We start from the raw sequence: 14,500 nt of genomic DNA, 5'->3' as shown, positions 1-14,500 counted from the left end.
ATCAGCTATTCGACCTAAAATATTTAAATTCGCTTTCTCATAAATTTAAATCAAATCCATTGTCAGCCAAAGAGACTCAAGCCAAGGAAACGCCTTTAATGAAACAATACAACGAGATAAAAAGAAAATATCCCGATGCGTGTTTGTTGTTCAGGGTAGGTGATTTTTATGAAACCTTTGGTGAAGATGCGATTCGCGCTTCTAAAATATTAGGGATTGTTTTGACCAAACGGGGCGCAGGTTCTGAAACCGAAACGGCTCTGGCCGGATTTCCGCACCATTCCTTAAATACCTATTTGCCAAAATTGGTCAAAGCCGGATTGCGTGTGGCGATTTGTGACCAACTCGAAGATCCTAAAATGACCAAAACTATCGTAAAGCGTGGCGTAACCGAATTGGTAACACCAGGTGTTTCGATGAATGATGAGGTTTTGAATTCGAGGTCGAATAATTTCCTGGCTTCGATTTATTTTAGCAAAAGACAATTGGGTGTTGCTTTCCTTGATGTTTCAACGGGTGAATTCCTGACTTCACAAGGGAATGAAGAATATATAGACAAACTGTTGCAAAACTTCAGTCCAAGCGAGATTCTGATTCAGAAGAACAATAAAGGGCAATTCAAGGAAGCTTTTGGCGAAGATTTTAATGTGTTTTATCTAGAAGATTGGGTTTATAAGGAAGATTATGCGGTGGAAACTTTGCAAAATCATTTTCAGACCAATTCCTTAAAAGGGTTTGGTGTCGAAGAATTACCCGATGGCATCATTGCTTCAGGCGCGATTTTGTATTATTTATCAGAAACGCAACATAACAAAGTCCAGCACATCACCAATATTCAACGTATCGCCGAAGATGCTTATGTTTGGATGGATCGGTTTACGATTCGAAATTTAGAATTATACCACAGTCATTCGCAAAATGCCGTAACGCTTTTGGATGTGATTGACCGAACGCTTTCGCCAATGGGTTCGCGATTATTGAAACGTTGGTTGGCTTTGCCTTTGAAAGACATTAATAAGATAAGAAGCCGTCACGAAGTGGTTTCTTATTTGAAAGAAAACCAAGAAATACTTCAGAAAATACAATACCAAATCAAACAGATTTCCGATTTGGAGCGTTTGATTTCAAAAGTAGCCACTGGAAAAATTTCGCCTCGGGAAGTGATTTATCTGAAGGAATCCTTAGATGCCATTATTCCGATAAAGGAAATTGCCTTGGCGAGTAAGCAGGAAGCCGTTCGTGTAATTGGCGACAGTTTACATGCCTGTGATTTGCTGCGCGAAAAAATAAAAACGACACTGAATCAAGATGCGCCGGTAGCGATTGCCAAAGGAAATGCGATTGCAACAGGAATTCATGCCGAATTGGATGAGTTGCGAAACATTGCGTTTTCGGGAAAAGAATACTTGGAAGGCATCGAAGCTAGAGAATCGGAACGCACCGGAATTACCTCACTGAAGATTTCGTTTAATAATGTGTTTGGTTATTATATTGAGGTCAGAAATACACATAAAGATAAAGTTCCGGCGGAATGGATCAGAAAGCAGACTTTGGTCAATGCAGAAAGATACATCACCGAAGAACTAAAGGAATACGAAACCAAAATTCTCGGTGCCGAAGAAAAAATCCACCAAATCGAAAGCCATTTGTTTGAGCAGCTGGTGATTTGGATTGGGACATATATCAAGCAGGTTCAGTTGAATGCTAATTTAGTTGCCCAATTGGATTGCCTGACTTCCTTTGCGCAATTGGCGATTGAGAACGATTATATCTGCCCGGTTTTGGATGAAACTTTCGAGTTGGAAATTACCAATGGCCGTCATCCGGTGATTGAAAAGCAATTACCCGTTGGTGTTCCTTATGTCGCCAATGATGTTTTCCTCGATAGGGAAACCCAACAATTGATTATGATTACCGGTCCAAACATGTCGGGTAAGTCGGCTATTTTAAGACAAACCGCTTTAATAGTATTGTTAGCCCAAATGGGAAGTTTTGTTCCGGCGGAAAAGGTGAGAATGGGCGTAGTCGATAAAATCTTTACCAGAGTTGGCGCCAGCGATAATATTTCGATGGGCGAATCTACGTTTATGGTGGAGATGAATGAAACGGCTTCGATTCTAAATAATATATCAGACCGAAGTTTGGTGTTGTTGGATGAGATTGGTCGTGGAACCAGTACGTATGACGGAATTTCGATAGCCTGGGCGATTGCGGAGTTTTTACACGAAAATCCGGCAAGGCCAAAAACACTATTTGCCACACATTATCATGAGCTGAATGAAATGAGTGAGTTGTTACCGAGAATCCAGAATTATAACGTTTCGGTTAAAGAATTAAAAGACACTGTGCTTTTCATCAGAAAGTTGGTGAAAGGCGGAAGCGCTCACAGTTTTGGTATTCACGTGGCAAAAATGGCCGGAATGCCACAAATGGTGATTCAAAAAGCGCAAAAGCTTTTGAAGAAACTCGAGAAAAACCATTCGAGTGAGGCACTCAATACGATTAAATCTTCCAAAGACGATATGCAACTCAATATTTTCAGTATGGATGATCCTTTGTTGGAAGAAATCAGGGAAGATATTCTGAATTTAGACATCAATACTTTGACCCCGGTAGAAGCCTTAATGAAGCTAAATGAGTTGAAAAGAATGTTATTGAAAAAATAAAGCCCATCGCTTGATTTTGCTAATCAGGGAATTATATTTTCGGCAACGTTTTTTTCAAAAAAAGGTTTGTATAATTCAATTTTAGTATTACATTTGCATCCGCAATACAGTACAAGTGTTGACGTTCTTATAAAAAATGATAATGCGAAAATAGCTCAGTTGGTAGAGCGCGACCTTGCCAAGGTCGAGGTCGCGGGTTCGAGCCCCGTTTTTCGCTCAGCATCTATACGCTCGGATGGTGAAATTGGTAGACACGCTGGACTTAAAATCCAGTGAACAGCAATGTTCGTGCGGGTTCAAGTCCCGCTCTGAGTACAAAGCCTCTAACATAAAGTTAGAGGCTTTTTTGTTTTAATTACTTAAAATACTGCATGGGAACTTTTGTTATCAGTAAAAGATTAAATGACTTCTATAAATTTGAGTTTGTCTCCAGAAAAGGGAAGACCATTTTTACCAGTGCCGATTATGAGCTTCGTTTTGAATGTGAAGAAGCGATTGAAACCTTTAGGGTAGGAATAGAAACATATCACTTCCTTAGGTTTAAAACCGCTAAAGGAAAATGCTTTTTTAAGTTGATGCAGGATGAAAAGGTTTTGGCAACCAGCCGAAAATATTCAACGGAGTTGATGATGCAAAAAGGAATAAACGAAATAATAAAATATGGTTCAAAGGCAGAAATCCTTGATTTCTCAGCAGGGGATTCTATTTTTTCGGACGTATAATTAAAGCCTTTTTCAGAACTTTATATAAAAAAGAAAGCCACGCATTGCGTGGCTTAATTTCTTACAGTAATTTAAAATTACTTAGTTTCAGCTGGAGCTTCAGCAGGAGCAGCAGCAGTTGTGTCAGCTGGAGCAGCAGTAGTGTCAGCAGGAGCAGCAGTAGCAGTGTCCTCAGCTACAACAGCAGTTGTATCAGCAGCAGCAGCGTCAGTAGCCTCAGCTTGTTTACAAGATACTACAGTTAATGCAGCAACAACAGCTAAACTTAAAAATACTTTTTTCATCTTACTTAATTATAAAAGGTTAATTATTAATTCGGAGCAAAGATATAAATTTTTTTATTTCGAAAAACTTTTATTTAACTTTTTTTAAAAATCTCTATTTTGCTTCGATTTTTACTTTACAACAATCGTGCCAAAACTTAAGAATTGCTTAATTTCTTTTATTTTTTCTTTGGCGCAATAATTTTCATCTCCTTAATCAGGTTTTCAGCGCCGGCGAATTTATCCACCACAAACAATACATATCGGATGTCAACCATTATGTTTCGGCATATTTCAGGAGAATAATAAATATCACTCATGGTTCCTTCCCAGACACGGTCAAAATTCAAGCCAATTAAATTTCCCTTAGCATCCAGTGCCGGACTTCCCGAATTTCCTCCGGTAGTATGATTGGTAGCAATAAACGCTAATGGCATCTTGCCTTTCACTCCATAATTCCCATAATCTTTGGCATTGTACAAATCAATCAGTTTTTTAGGAACATCGAATTCATAATCCCCGGGAATGTATTTTTCGATTACACCATCTAAATACGTAAATGGCTCGTAGATTACGCCGTCACTAGGTTTGTATCCTTTAACTTTGCCATAGGTGATGCGGAAAGTGCTGTTGGCATCCGGGAAAATGCGATCTGATTTTTGACTCAATTCCAAAATGGCTTTCATATAGGTTCTTTGCGTAGCGGCAATTCTCAAATTGATTTCGTCATATTTGGGTTTTACGGTTTTGATATAACTGTCCGCTATGGTTTTAACCACTTGATAACCTCTGTCGCTGTTGAGGTTCTCCAATACAGTTTTAGGGTCTCCGGTCAATAAGACTTTGATTTTGTCATAACTAACCAATTGTGATTTGGTGAAAACTTCAGACGCTAAATTGGCTGCATTTACGTTTTCAAAATCAGCAGGCAAAAATTGTTTCGGATAACTTTTAGCATAGACTCCGATGGTCTTTTCAAAAACTTTTTGGTCCACATCAGCATTAAACTCGTTGTAGAAATCGCCCAAGCCACTGATTAATGTATTTCTTCTGTCGTTGAAAGCCTGTTCTCCTTTATTTTTGTAAAGCTGCTCTAAATCATACAGCTTGTTTCCTAAAATAAGAATATCTGTCGTTCTTAAATACACTTCGGTAAACAAATCTCTGGCTAAGGCATAATCTTTAATTTCGGCATAATTCTTTTCAAAATCAGCCAATAAACTACCATATTCTGCCTGCTTTCCGGCCGCGATTACTTTCTCCTGGAAGTTTTTTTCAAATTTTCTTTTTGCGTCAACGGCATTGGCTTTTTTCAAGCCTTTGGATTCTCCAATCCATTTTTTCCAGGCATTTGATATAGAGCTGTTCTTAGCGGCATATTGAATCTTAATCGCTTTGTCTTTTCGCATGAATTCATTTTGCACTTTCAAAGTCGCATCGCGAATTTCAATTTTAACCGGATTTAAAGTGCTAACGATTTGCTCAACAGCCACCGCAGGCAAATATTCTCTTGTGGTTCCCGGATAGCCCAAAACCATGGTGAAATCATTTTCTTTGACACCGTTAATAGAAATCGGGAAGAAGTATTTTGGTTTGTATGGTACATTTTCAGGAGAATAAGTTGCCGGACGATTATTCTTGTCAGCATAAATACGGAACAAAGAGAAATCACCGGTATGACGTGGCCAAACCCAGTTATCGGTATCTGAACCAAATTTTCCAATCGAACTCGGCGGTGTGCCGGTCAATCTCACATCTTTAAAGGTTTCGGTCACAAACAGGATGTATTGGTTTCCGTCATAAAAGGTCTTGATGAGGTTTTCCTGCCAGGATTCCTTAGGCAATGTTTTGGTCAATTCAGCAATATTGGTCTTGATTTTTGCCTGTTTTTCAGCTTCTGATGTAAGCGATGCGGTGCCTTCAAGTACTTTTGCAGTGATGTCTTCAATGCTGACGATAAAAGTCACGTACAAATCTTTACAAGGCAATTCGTCTTCCATTTTGTAAGCCCAAAAACCATCGGTTAAATAATCGTGTTGTACCGAAGAATGGTTTTGAATCGCATCAAATCCGCAGTGGTGATTGGTTAGAATTAATCCTTTATCCGAAATAACTTCGGAAGTACAGCCGCCATTAAATTGTGGTACAGCATCTTTTAAACTGGATTTGTTTACCGAGTAAATGTCATCAGCGGTGATTTTCATCCCCAGATTTTTCATTTCGCTTTCATTCATTCCTTTCAAAAGCGAAGGAATCCACATGCCGCCTTGCTGGGCTTGAACCTGAATTACAAAAAGTAACAGCAGTAATCTTAAAAATCTCATAAGTCTAGTTTGTTTGAAGTATAGTAATTGGTTTGTTATTAGTCTTATTTGTTACAGATGTGTCTCAAAATCACATCGGTTGCACCTTTGTTCATTTGGACAAAAGTTTCGCAAATATGTCCTTTTTCGTGCCGAATGTCTTCATTCGAAATCAAATTATGGAAAGTATCATTCAATTCATTTTGATTCGCAATCGAAAGGCAGCCGTTCATATTGACCAAAGCGGTTGCCTCTGCAAAATGGGAATAATTAGGGCCAACAACTATCGGGATCCCGAAAGTAGCCGGTTCCAAAATGTTGTGAACGCCCGGATTTCCAAAGCCACCGCCAACATAGGCAATATCGGCATAGCTGTAAATTTTAGTCAGAATGCCTATGGTGTCAATGATAAAAACGGGGTATTCGGCCAAGTTCTGATGCTCTTTTTCAGAAAACAAAACGGTTTTCTTGGTAATCGATTTTTTCAATTCCTGAATTTGCTCCGTTTTGATATTGTGTGGTGCAATTATGAATTTTACATTAGTGTTCGATTGATTGATAAAATTCACCAGCAAATTTTCATCTTTTGGCCACGAACTTCCAATGACAATCGTTGTGGTGTTGTTTTTAAATTGGGCAATAAAATCCAATGAATTGTCTCTGTCCAAAATAGAAATGACACGGTCAAATCGGGTATCGCCTGATATTTTTACATTTTGGTAACCCAAAGACTGTATCAGTTTTTTCGAACCTTCATTTTGCACAAAAAAGTATTCAAAGGTTTTCAGTGCATTGCGGTAAAATCCACCATACCATTTGAAAAAAGCTTGGTTTTCCCGGAAGATTCCCGAAATCAAATAGGTTTCTACTTTTGCTTTTTTGAGTTCGTTCAGATAATTAGGCCAATATTCATATTTGATAAAGAAAACCAAATCGGGATGAACCAATTTTAGGAATTGTTTCGCATTTGAATTGGTATCCAAAGGCAAATAGACCGTAACATCAGCAACGATGTTGTTTTTTCGGACTTCATAACCCGAAGGCGAAAAGAAAGTTAGCACTATTTTATGGTTGGGAAACTCCTGTTTTATTTTTTCCATCACCGGCAAACCTTGCTCATATTCGCCAAGCGAAGCAGCGTGAAACCAAATCGTTTGGTCTTCCGGATTGATTTTGGAAGCCAAAGTTTCAAAAACAGTCTTTCTTCCGTCAACAAACAGTTTTATTTTGGGACTAAAAAGCGCCGCTACTTTCACGATTTGTGAAGCCAAAACCAACAATACATTGTATAGAAAAAACATCCCAAAAATTTTGATGCGCTAAAATACGTTTCTTTTGCGGAATAGGATATTCTACTTCAGAATTTCTTACTTTTGCTACTCATAATTTTTATAGCATGAGAAAAATACAAATGGTTGACTTAAAAAGTCAATACGAAAAAATAAAAGACACTGTTAATGCTTCAATTCAGGAAGTTTTAGATACCACAACATACATCAACGGACCATTGGTTCACGAATTTCAAAAGAATCTAGAGCAATATTTAGATGTGAAACATGTGATTCCATGTGCCAACGGTACCGATGCTTTGCAGATTGCGATGATGGGATTGGATTTAAAACCGGGCGACGAAGTGATTACTGCCGATTTTACTTTTGCTGCAACCGTAGAAGTAATTGCCTTGTTACAATTGACACCGGTTTTGGTTGATGTTGACGTCGTGAATATGAATATTTCTATTGATGCGATTAAGAAAGCAATTACCCCAAAAACTAAAGCGATTGTACCGGTACACTTGTTTGGCCGTGCGGCTAATATGGAAGCCATTATGGCCATTGCGGCAGCGCACAATTTATATGTAATTGAAGATAATGCCCAGGCGATTGGTGCCAATTGTAAATTCTCTAACGGCACCAAAAAGAAAGCCGGAACCATCGGGCATGTTTCGTCAACGTCATTTTTCCCGTCTAAAAACTTAGGTTGTTATGGCGATGGCGGTGCGATTTTCACCAATGATGATGCTTTGGCACACAAAATCAGAGGTATTGTTAATCACGGAATGTATGTGCGTTATCATCATGATGTTGTTGGCGTGAATTCTCGTTTGGATAGTATTCAGGCCGGAGTTTTAAATGCCAAATTACCTTTTTTAGATGCTTACGGAAAAGCGCGTCAAGATGCGGCTCGTAAATATTCGGCAGCTTTTGAAGGGCATAAAAATATCATTGCACCAACCATTTGTGACAATTGTGATTGCCATGTATTCCACCAATATACTTTGAGAATTATTGATGCCGACAGAAACGCATTAATGGAACATTTATTGGCCAAAGGAATTCCTTGCGCTATTTATTATCCAATTCCGTTGCATTCACAAAAAGCCTATCTCGATCCGCGTTACAAAGAGGAAGATTTCCCGGTAACCAACCAGTTGGTGAAAGAAGTGATTTCGTTGCCAATGCACACCGAATTAGACGATGAGCAAATCAAATTTATTACAGACAGCGTTTTAGAATTTTTGAAATAAATGGATGGAGATATCAATAGAAAGCCCCCATTATTTGTCAGAATAATATCTTTTGTCCTTTTTTTTAGTTTTGGAATTTTTATCAAAAGTTACTTTTTTGGGAATAAGGAGAGTGAAAAGGACTTGGTTTTAAAGCAAATAGACAGCATCAATAAAACCATGCCGGTTGTATTTGATGATTTTGCTAAAGCAGATAGTGTTTCTCTGTTGAAAAATGAACAGCTAAAATACAGTTTCACTCTTATCAAAATTGATGATTCTTCCTCAAAACTTTATGTTGATGCTTTGAAGTATAAAATGAAAAATCAGAGTCAGATTTATTATGAAACGAATGAAGGAATGAAGGCATTTAGAGATAATAGCATTGTAGTTAATTATTTTTATTACGATAAAAACGGAAAGTATCTTTTCGATTTCAGCATTAAACCCAACAAAAAATAAATGAAAGTAGTAGTAACCGGCGGATTAGGTTTTATAGGTTCGCACACCGTTGTTGAATTGCAAAATCAAGGTTTTGAAGTAGTGGCTATCGACAATTTGTCCAATGCTTCTATTTCGGTTTTGGATGGTATCGAAAAGATTACCGGGAAGAAACCCATTTTTGAAAACATTGATTTAAGAGAAAAAACCGCTGTTCAGAATTTCTTTAAAAAGCACAATGATACAGTTGGCGTAATCCATTTTGCAGCGTCTAAAGCTGTTGGAGAGAGCGTTGAAAACCCTTTGTTGTATTACGAAAACAACATCAATACTTTGGTGTATGTTTTACAGGAAATGACCCTGATGCCTCAGGCTAATTTTATTTTCAGTTCGTCTTGTACCGTTTATGGCCAGGCCGAAACCATGCCGATTACCGAAGATGCTTCGGTGCAACCGGCAATGTCGCCTTATGGAAATACAAAGCAGGTTGGGGAAGAAATCATCCATGACGTGGCCAGGGTGACCAATTTAAATTCGATTTTGTTGCGTTATTTTAACCCAATCGGAGCACATCCTACCGCCGAAATCGGGGAATTACCCATTGGAGTTCCGCAAAACTTAGTGCCATTCATTACACAAACGGCCATGGGCTTGCGCAAAGAATTATCTGTTTTCGGGAATGATTATCCAACCATTGACGGAACCTGTATCCGCGATTATATTCATGTTGTTGACTTGGCGAAAGCACATGTTGTAGCATTGCAACGTTTGCTAGACAAACAAAACACAGAGAAAGTGGAAACCTTCAACTTAGGAACCGGAACCGGAAGTTCTGTTTTGGAAGTGATTCACGCGTTCGAAAAAATTTCAGGGCAAAAATTACCTTATAAAATAGTGGCCCGAAGAGATGGCGATGTGGTTCAGGCTTACGCCAATACCGACAAAGCTAGAGAAATTTTGGGATGGAGTACCGAATTGTCTTTGGAGGATGCATTGGCTTCCGCCTGGAAATGGGAGCAAAAAGTTAGAAGTTAAGATTTTAAAAATACGGATTGCCTTAGGCAATTAAAGATATCTGCCTCATGAATGAAAAAACCGATTTCAAATTACTGCTCTGTCTTTTTATTGTAGCAATTGTTTGGGGCACAACCTATTTAGGAATCAGGGTTGCGGTCGAAACCATGCAGCCCTGGTATATTACCTCCGCCCGTCAGGGATTAGCCGCTTTGATTATATTGGCGATTTTATTGTATAAAAAAGAATTGGCCTGGATAGGATGGGAGAATTTCAAACTCCAGTTCATACCATCGATTCTGATGATAGTTTTGGCCAATGGTTTTACTACAATTGCCGAACAAAGTGTTCCCAGCGGATTGACTTCAATATTGAGTGCTTTGTCACCGTTGGTGGTTTTCTTGGGCGGAACAATGATTGGTCAGCAAAAGGCAACTTTTAAAGGTTTTATCGGCGTTATTATTGGATTCCTGGGAGTCGTTTTTATTTTTAGGGATGGTTTGGGTGATATTTTGGATCCCAATTACAAGACGGGAATTTTCTATTTGAGTATCGCGATTTTAGCTTGGTCGGCCGGAACGGTTTACACCAAATTCCACACGCACAAATCGAATAATATAGCCCTGAATTTATTTTACCAGTTTTCAATTGCCGCCATCATTCAATTTATTTTGGCACTCATCATCAATCCCGATGTTGATTTCAATGCCTGGAGCACCAGAAGTATTTTGGCCACTTTATACCTTTCTGTTTTTGGCTCTGTGATTGCTTTCTTTGCCTATCATTATGCCTTGAAAAGAGTTACGGCAATACAGGTTTCGGTGTTGAATTATATCAATACCATTATCGCGGTATTCCTGGGCTGGCTGTTGCTTGATGAAGTCATTAAGCTCGACTTCCTGATTGCAACTGTGTTGATTATCCTGGGTGTATTCATCACCAATTACAAGCGAACTAAAGATGTTGTCGAACGAAACGGAGACAAATAAAAAATCCTCACTTTTGATGAGGATTTAGTTTTTTATTTTGCAGATTCTTTTAATTTTTTGGCGGCTTCTTCCAGTTTTTCAGCGCTTTTTATTTTGGCGGTGTCTATTTTAGCTTTGGCTTTGGCTTTAACAGTATCCAATTCAGCTTCCACCTTTACTTTGGCTGTGTCAATGGATTCTTTTACTTCTTCGGTTACAGCGTCTGAAGCTGCGTCGATTTTTTCTTTGGTCTCGTCTTTACAAGATGCTAATAAAGCTGCTAAAGCGAACGATAAGATTATTTTCTTCATGATATTTAAGGTTTAATTTTTAATAACAAATTTGGATCAGGGCAATTCTGCAAATAATAGGCCAGTGTTTTTGAACTGCAAACACCGGGATAATCACCACTTTTATTTTCCATATCGATGATAACCTGGAAATGCAAATGCGGCGCATAATCACCATTTATTGGAGGCAAACCCAAATTGGCGATTTGTTGTCCTTTGGTCACCAAATCACCCACTTTTTTGCCGTTCAAACTTTCCAGACTCAAATGGCCATATAAGGTATGGAACTTGTAACCTTCGATGGTATGTTCCAAAATAACCGTTGGGCCATAATCTCCCAAAGCGTCATTGTTTTGAAAGCTGTGAATTTTTCCATCCAACGCTGCATAAATCGGTGCCGATTCATTGATCCACAAATCCAAACCAATATGAATATTGCGCTCGTCTGAATTAAGGTCGTTGAAAACCGTACTTCTCTTATACAAATTTCGGATTTCCTGGTAACCTCCGAAAGCAATTTGGGCATTATTTTTATCTAAATACTGCTGAATATATTTTTCGTAATCGGAAGCCTTATTTAAATTTTGATTCGCCAGGGTTTCATTGGCCACCGACAAATCCAAAGCCACATAATTATCATAAGCAATATCAGCGGAGATGACTTTGACATCCTGAATGTCTTCAAATAAGGCAATTAATTTTTCCATAGCATCAATTTACAACACCAATTCAGAATACAGTTTTTCAAAAGTAGCATCCAAATCAGCACTGAAACCGGAATGTGGTCTCGAAGTTTGTATGCTCGAACTTTTAACAGCCGTCAGCCATCGGAAGCGTTCCGAAATTTCGAAAGCGCCAATGGGTCCGCTGTCTTTTTTGCCTTGACCGATTTTTACAAATGACTCTAAATTTTCTTTTAATTGAGCAATGTCAAATTCAGCACAAATCGACTGTATTTTTTCGGGTACGATATGGTATTCAATTCGCAGGTATTTTTGCCTTTTACAAAAAAGCAGCAATCCGATATTGATAAATTCTTCGCGCTCTACCTTAGGCACAACACGAATAACGGCGTATTCATATAAGTGTTTTTCGTGCATCTTGCGCTTGTTTTAAAAACAGATCAGCATTCGCCAATCGGAGGATTAAAAATTGAAAATAGACTTCTTTTATTTCGTCAGGAGTTATTGTTCTGTCTTCCCAAAGTAACCAGTCCTCTGGAATTTGATTTACAATTTCTTTCAGAATACTTTCGTTTAATTTAGTTGTGAACTCGGTATTGACTTCCTCCAATCGGGCTGCTTTTGGCAACAAAACATGGTCTTTGATTAGAGCAAAGGGCGAAACGGCATTGGTTTTCCAATTGTCCCAGGAATGGTGAAAATAAAAAGCCGCACCGTGATCAATTAACCAAAGTTCTTTTTTCCAAATCAGTAAATTAGTGTTTTTGAAAGTTCGGTCAACATTGGTAATAAACGCATCCAACCAAACAATTTTTGAAGCCAATAATGCCTCACAATCATTACTCGCAGCGTCATAAGTAATAGCGCCTGAAAGATAATGCAAACCCAAATTCAACCCTTGACTGAATTGCAGCAAATCCTGAATCTCTTCATCGGCTTCGGTTCGGCCAAAAGCTTCGTCCAAATTGGCAAAAACCAATTCGGGAACCGGTAAACCAAGATATTTAGCGATTTGACCACCAAGAAACTCAGCAATCAACGCTTTGACACCATGACCGGCACCGCGAAATTTTAAAACATATTTAAAATCGTCATCCGCTTCAGCCAATGCCGGAAGCGAACCGCCTTCGCGAAGCGGTGTAATATATCGGGTTACGTTTACGGTTCGTAAATCTAAGTTCATGAATTTGGAATTCTTTAAAACAAAGATAGCATAAAAAAACTCCGATGTTTTTATCGGAGTTTTCAATTTTTTTGAAGTTATGCAGAATATGTTTCTACTTCTCTGTCGATTTTGTTCACCAATCCAACCAGTACTTTTCCGGGACCAACTTCAGTAAAACTAGTGGCGCCGTCTTTAATCATTTGTTGAACCGATTGGGTCCATTTTACCGGAGCCGTCAATTGGATGATTAAGTTTTTCTTGATTTCATTGGCATCAGAAACCGCGCTTGCCGTTACATTTTGATATACCGGGCAACTTGGAGTGTTAAAGTTTGTAGCTTCAATCGCTGCAGCCAATTCTTCTCTGGCCGGTTCCATCATAGGCGAGTGGAATGCGCCGCCAACAGGCAACAACAAAGCTCTTTTCGCTCCAGCCTCTTTCATCGCTTCGCAAGCTTTTTCCACGGCTGAAAATTCACCTGAAATGACCAATTGTCCAGGACAGTTGTAATTAGCCGCTACGACAATTCCGTCAATGGAAGCACAAACGTCTTCCACGATTTTATCCTCCAAACCTAAAACCGCAGCCATAGTAGATGGTGTAATTTCACAAGCTTTTTGCATCGCCATCGCACGTTGGGAAACCAATTTTAATCCGTCTTCAAAAGACAAAGTACCATTGGCAACCAAGGCTGAAAATTCGCCAAGTGAATGTCCGGCTACCATGTCAGGGTTGAAATTGTCTAAAGTTTTGGCCAAAATTACCGAGTGTAAAAAAACCGCCGGTTGTGTTACTTTGGTTTCTTTTAATTCTTCGGCTGTTCCCTCAAACATAATGTCTGTGATGCGGAAACCTAAAATTTCATTGGCTTTTTCAAATAAGGCTGCCGCTAAAGCCGAATTCTCATATAACTCTTTACCCATTCCGGTAAATTGTGCTCCTTGTCCTGGAAAAACGTATGCTTTCATTTAGTATTTTTTATTGTTTCGAACAACAAAAATACTATTTTATTCTGTTTCAATCACAAAGTCTACAACAGCTGTTGCAGTTGAGTTGGCAGGAACAACCAGCGGCGTAAAATCTTCAGGCACACCATTAACAGTAATTGCTAGTGTATACGTTTTAGTGGAAGACGATGTGTTGTTTGCCGTTACTTCTAAATTTGCTGTAAATGGATAATCAGAAACCGATACTGTTTTGGAACTATTACCACCGGCAAAATCCTCAAAATTATTAAGGGTTACAACAGAGCCATTGCCTTTTTTGTATTTTATTTCAGTAACTGAACTGTCAAGTCCGACAATTTCATACTTGACTTTGGTTGAATTATCGTCATCGCTGCTACATGAAGTAACAAAGACCGATAAAAGCAAAACGGAGAATAAGATTTTTAAAGTTTTCATAATAGATTGTTTTAATGGTTAATTTTAGTTAGACCTGTATTGGGTTTTGACAAATTTAACTAATAACCACAGCAAC

At 38.6% G+C, this 14,500-nt stretch carries 15 protein-coding genes and 2 tRNA genes; 8 read left to right on the top strand and 9 right to left on the bottom strand.

From position 1 onward, the window contains the following. Positions 1-59: 59 nt before the first annotated feature. The 4 genes from mutS (at position 60) to P1K33_RS03965 (ending at position 3,388) form a co-directional block, all read left to right on the top strand. Entirely contained in the window at positions 60-2,666 is a 2,607-nt protein-coding gene (gene mutS / locus P1K33_RS03980) for a DNA mismatch repair protein MutS (RefSeq protein ID WP_284651588.1), read from the top strand. 144 nt (positions 2,667-2,810) lie between these two features. After that, a tRNA-Gly gene (locus tag P1K33_RS03975) sits at positions 2,811-2,883 on the top strand. Between the two features lie 12 nt (positions 2,884-2,895). Next, a tRNA-Leu gene (locus tag P1K33_RS03970) sits at positions 2,896-2,981 on the top strand. A 56-nt stretch (positions 2,982-3,037) separates the two neighbouring features. After that, entirely contained in the window at positions 3,038-3,388 is a 351-nt protein-coding gene (locus tag P1K33_RS03965) for a YegP family protein (protein ID WP_284651587.1), read from the top strand. 77 nt (positions 3,389-3,465) lie between these two features. Here the strand turns inward: P1K33_RS03965 and P1K33_RS03960 are convergent, their stop codons facing one another. The 3 genes from P1K33_RS03960 to P1K33_RS03950 all read right to left on the bottom strand — a co-directional run bounded on the left by P1K33_RS03960 (position 3,466) and on the right by P1K33_RS03950 (position 7,255). Beyond that, positions 3,466-3,672, bottom strand: a complete 207-nt coding sequence (locus tag P1K33_RS03960; protein ID WP_284651586.1) for a hypothetical protein — start codon at positions 3,670-3,672, stop codon at positions 3,466-3,468. A gap of 158 nt (positions 3,673-3,830) precedes the next feature. Beyond that, positions 3,831-5,975, bottom strand: coding sequence for a S46 family peptidase (locus tag P1K33_RS03955; protein WP_284651585.1), 2,145 nt, complete (start codon positions 5,973-5,975; stop codon positions 3,831-3,833). Positions 5,976-6,019: 44 nt separating this feature from the next. Continuing rightward, the gene (locus P1K33_RS03950) at positions 6,020-7,255 is read right to left on the bottom strand and encodes a 3-deoxy-D-manno-octulosonic acid transferase (protein ID WP_284651584.1); all 1,236 of its coding nucleotides are present in this window, start codon (positions 7,253-7,255) and stop codon (positions 6,020-6,022) included. 95 nt (positions 7,256-7,350) lie between these two features. On the opposite strand from P1K33_RS03950, the gene P1K33_RS03945 reads away from it, so the two are divergent. Genes P1K33_RS03945 through P1K33_RS03930 form a run of 4 tightly spaced genes read left to right on the top strand, consistent with a single transcriptional unit; the run spans position 7,351 to position 10,904 of the window. Further along, positions 7,351-8,481 (top strand): DegT/DnrJ/EryC1/StrS family aminotransferase, encoded by a 1,131-nt coding sequence (locus P1K33_RS03945; protein WP_284651583.1) that lies wholly within the window; start codon positions 7,351-7,353, stop codon positions 8,479-8,481. Then, positions 8,482-8,922 (top strand): DUF8479 domain-containing protein, encoded by a 441-nt coding sequence (locus P1K33_RS03940; protein WP_284651582.1) that lies wholly within the window; start codon positions 8,482-8,484, stop codon positions 8,920-8,922. After that, a complete protein-coding gene (gene galE, locus P1K33_RS03935; RefSeq protein WP_284651581.1) occupies positions 8,923-9,936 on the top strand; it encodes a UDP-glucose 4-epimerase GalE in 1,014 nt (337 codons plus the stop codon). It abuts the gene before it with no gap. A gap of 47 nt (positions 9,937-9,983) precedes the next feature. Next, positions 9,984-10,904: a DMT family transporter gene (locus P1K33_RS03930; protein ID WP_284651580.1), complete on the top strand. Its 921-nt coding sequence runs from the start codon at positions 9,984-9,986 to the stop codon at positions 10,902-10,904. A gap of 32 nt (positions 10,905-10,936) precedes the next feature. On the opposite strand, the gene P1K33_RS03925 is transcribed toward P1K33_RS03930, so the two are convergent. From P1K33_RS03925 to P1K33_RS03900, 6 genes are all read right to left on the bottom strand, one after another. Beyond that, the gene (locus P1K33_RS03925) at positions 10,937-11,194 is read right to left on the bottom strand and encodes a hypothetical protein (RefSeq protein ID WP_284651579.1); all 258 of its coding nucleotides are present in this window, start codon (positions 11,192-11,194) and stop codon (positions 10,937-10,939) included. A 5-nt stretch (positions 11,195-11,199) separates the two neighbouring features. Continuing rightward, positions 11,200-11,880, bottom strand: a complete 681-nt coding sequence (locus tag P1K33_RS03920) for a peptidoglycan DD-metalloendopeptidase family protein (RefSeq protein ID WP_284651578.1) — start codon at positions 11,878-11,880, stop codon at positions 11,200-11,202. A 9-nt stretch (positions 11,881-11,889) separates the two neighbouring features. Continuing rightward, positions 11,890-12,273, bottom strand: a complete 384-nt coding sequence (locus P1K33_RS03915) for a DUF3037 domain-containing protein (RefSeq protein WP_284651577.1) — start codon at positions 12,271-12,273, stop codon at positions 11,890-11,892. After that, positions 12,251-13,039 carry a HipA family kinase gene (locus P1K33_RS03910; RefSeq protein ID WP_284651576.1) on the bottom strand — a complete coding sequence of 263 codons (789 nt, stop codon included), beginning with the start codon at positions 13,037-13,039 and terminating at the stop codon, positions 12,251-12,253. The genes P1K33_RS03915 and P1K33_RS03910 overlap by 23 nt, the downstream gene beginning before the upstream one ends. Positions 13,040-13,116: 77 nt before the next feature. After that, a complete protein-coding gene (gene fabD, locus P1K33_RS03905) occupies positions 13,117-13,989 on the bottom strand; it encodes an ACP S-malonyltransferase (RefSeq protein ID WP_284651575.1) in 873 nt (290 codons plus the stop codon). 39 nt (positions 13,990-14,028) lie between these two features. Continuing rightward, positions 14,029-14,424: a hypothetical protein gene (locus P1K33_RS03900; protein WP_284651574.1), complete on the bottom strand. Its 396-nt coding sequence runs from the start codon at positions 14,422-14,424 to the stop codon at positions 14,029-14,031. Positions 14,425-14,500 lie beyond the last annotated feature (76 nt).

Origin of the sequence: Flavobacterium terrisoli (assembly GCF_030167905.1) — a bacterium.
Lineage (GTDB): Bacteria > Bacteroidota > Bacteroidia > Flavobacteriales > Flavobacteriaceae > Flavobacterium > Flavobacterium terrisoli.
Note: the sequence above shows the minus strand (reverse complement) of the source record. Positions and strands in the feature narration are given on the sequence as shown.

What these genes read in the sequence shown, in the direction of transcription:
- P1K33_RS03965 (WP_284651587.1), top strand. Translation starts at nt 3,038, where the DNA reads ATGGGAACTTTTGTTATCAGTAAAAGATTAAATGACTTCTATAAATTT.
- P1K33_RS03960 (WP_284651586.1), bottom strand. Translation starts at nt 3,672, where the DNA reads ATGAAAAAAGTATTTTTAAGTTTAGCTGTTGTTGCTGCATTAACTGTA.
- P1K33_RS03955 (WP_284651585.1), bottom strand. Translation starts at nt 5,975, where the DNA reads ATGAGATTTTTAAGATTACTGCTGTTACTTTTTGTAATTCAGGTTCAA.
- P1K33_RS03950 (WP_284651584.1), bottom strand. Translation starts at nt 7,255, where the DNA reads ATGTTTTTTCTATACAATGTATTGTTGGTTTTGGCTTCACAAATCGTG.
- P1K33_RS03945 (WP_284651583.1), top strand. Translation starts at nt 7,351, where the DNA reads ATGAGAAAAATACAAATGGTTGACTTAAAAAGTCAATACGAAAAAATA.
- P1K33_RS03940 (WP_284651582.1), top strand. Translation starts at nt 8,482, where the DNA reads ATGGATGGAGATATCAATAGAAAGCCCCCATTATTTGTCAGAATAATA.
- galE (WP_284651581.1), top strand. Translation starts at nt 8,923, where the DNA reads ATGAAAGTAGTAGTAACCGGCGGATTAGGTTTTATAGGTTCGCACACC.
- P1K33_RS03930 (WP_284651580.1), top strand. Translation starts at nt 9,984, where the DNA reads ATGAATGAAAAAACCGATTTCAAATTACTGCTCTGTCTTTTTATTGTA.
- P1K33_RS03925 (WP_284651579.1), bottom strand. Translation starts at nt 11,194, where the DNA reads ATGAAGAAAATAATCTTATCGTTCGCTTTAGCAGCTTTATTAGCATCT.
- P1K33_RS03920 (WP_284651578.1), bottom strand. Translation starts at nt 11,880, where the DNA reads ATGGAAAAATTAATTGCCTTATTTGAAGACATTCAGGATGTCAAAGTC.
- P1K33_RS03915 (WP_284651577.1), bottom strand. Translation starts at nt 12,273, where the DNA reads ATGCACGAAAAACACTTATATGAATACGCCGTTATTCGTGTTGTGCCT.
- P1K33_RS03910 (WP_284651576.1), bottom strand. Translation starts at nt 13,039, where the DNA reads ATGAACTTAGATTTACGAACCGTAAACGTAACCCGATATATTACACCG.
- fabD (WP_284651575.1), bottom strand. Translation starts at nt 13,989, where the DNA reads ATGAAAGCATACGTTTTTCCAGGACAAGGAGCACAATTTACCGGAATG.
- P1K33_RS03900 (WP_284651574.1), bottom strand. Translation starts at nt 14,424, where the DNA reads ATGAAAACTTTAAAAATCTTATTCTCCGTTTTGCTTTTATCGGTCTTT.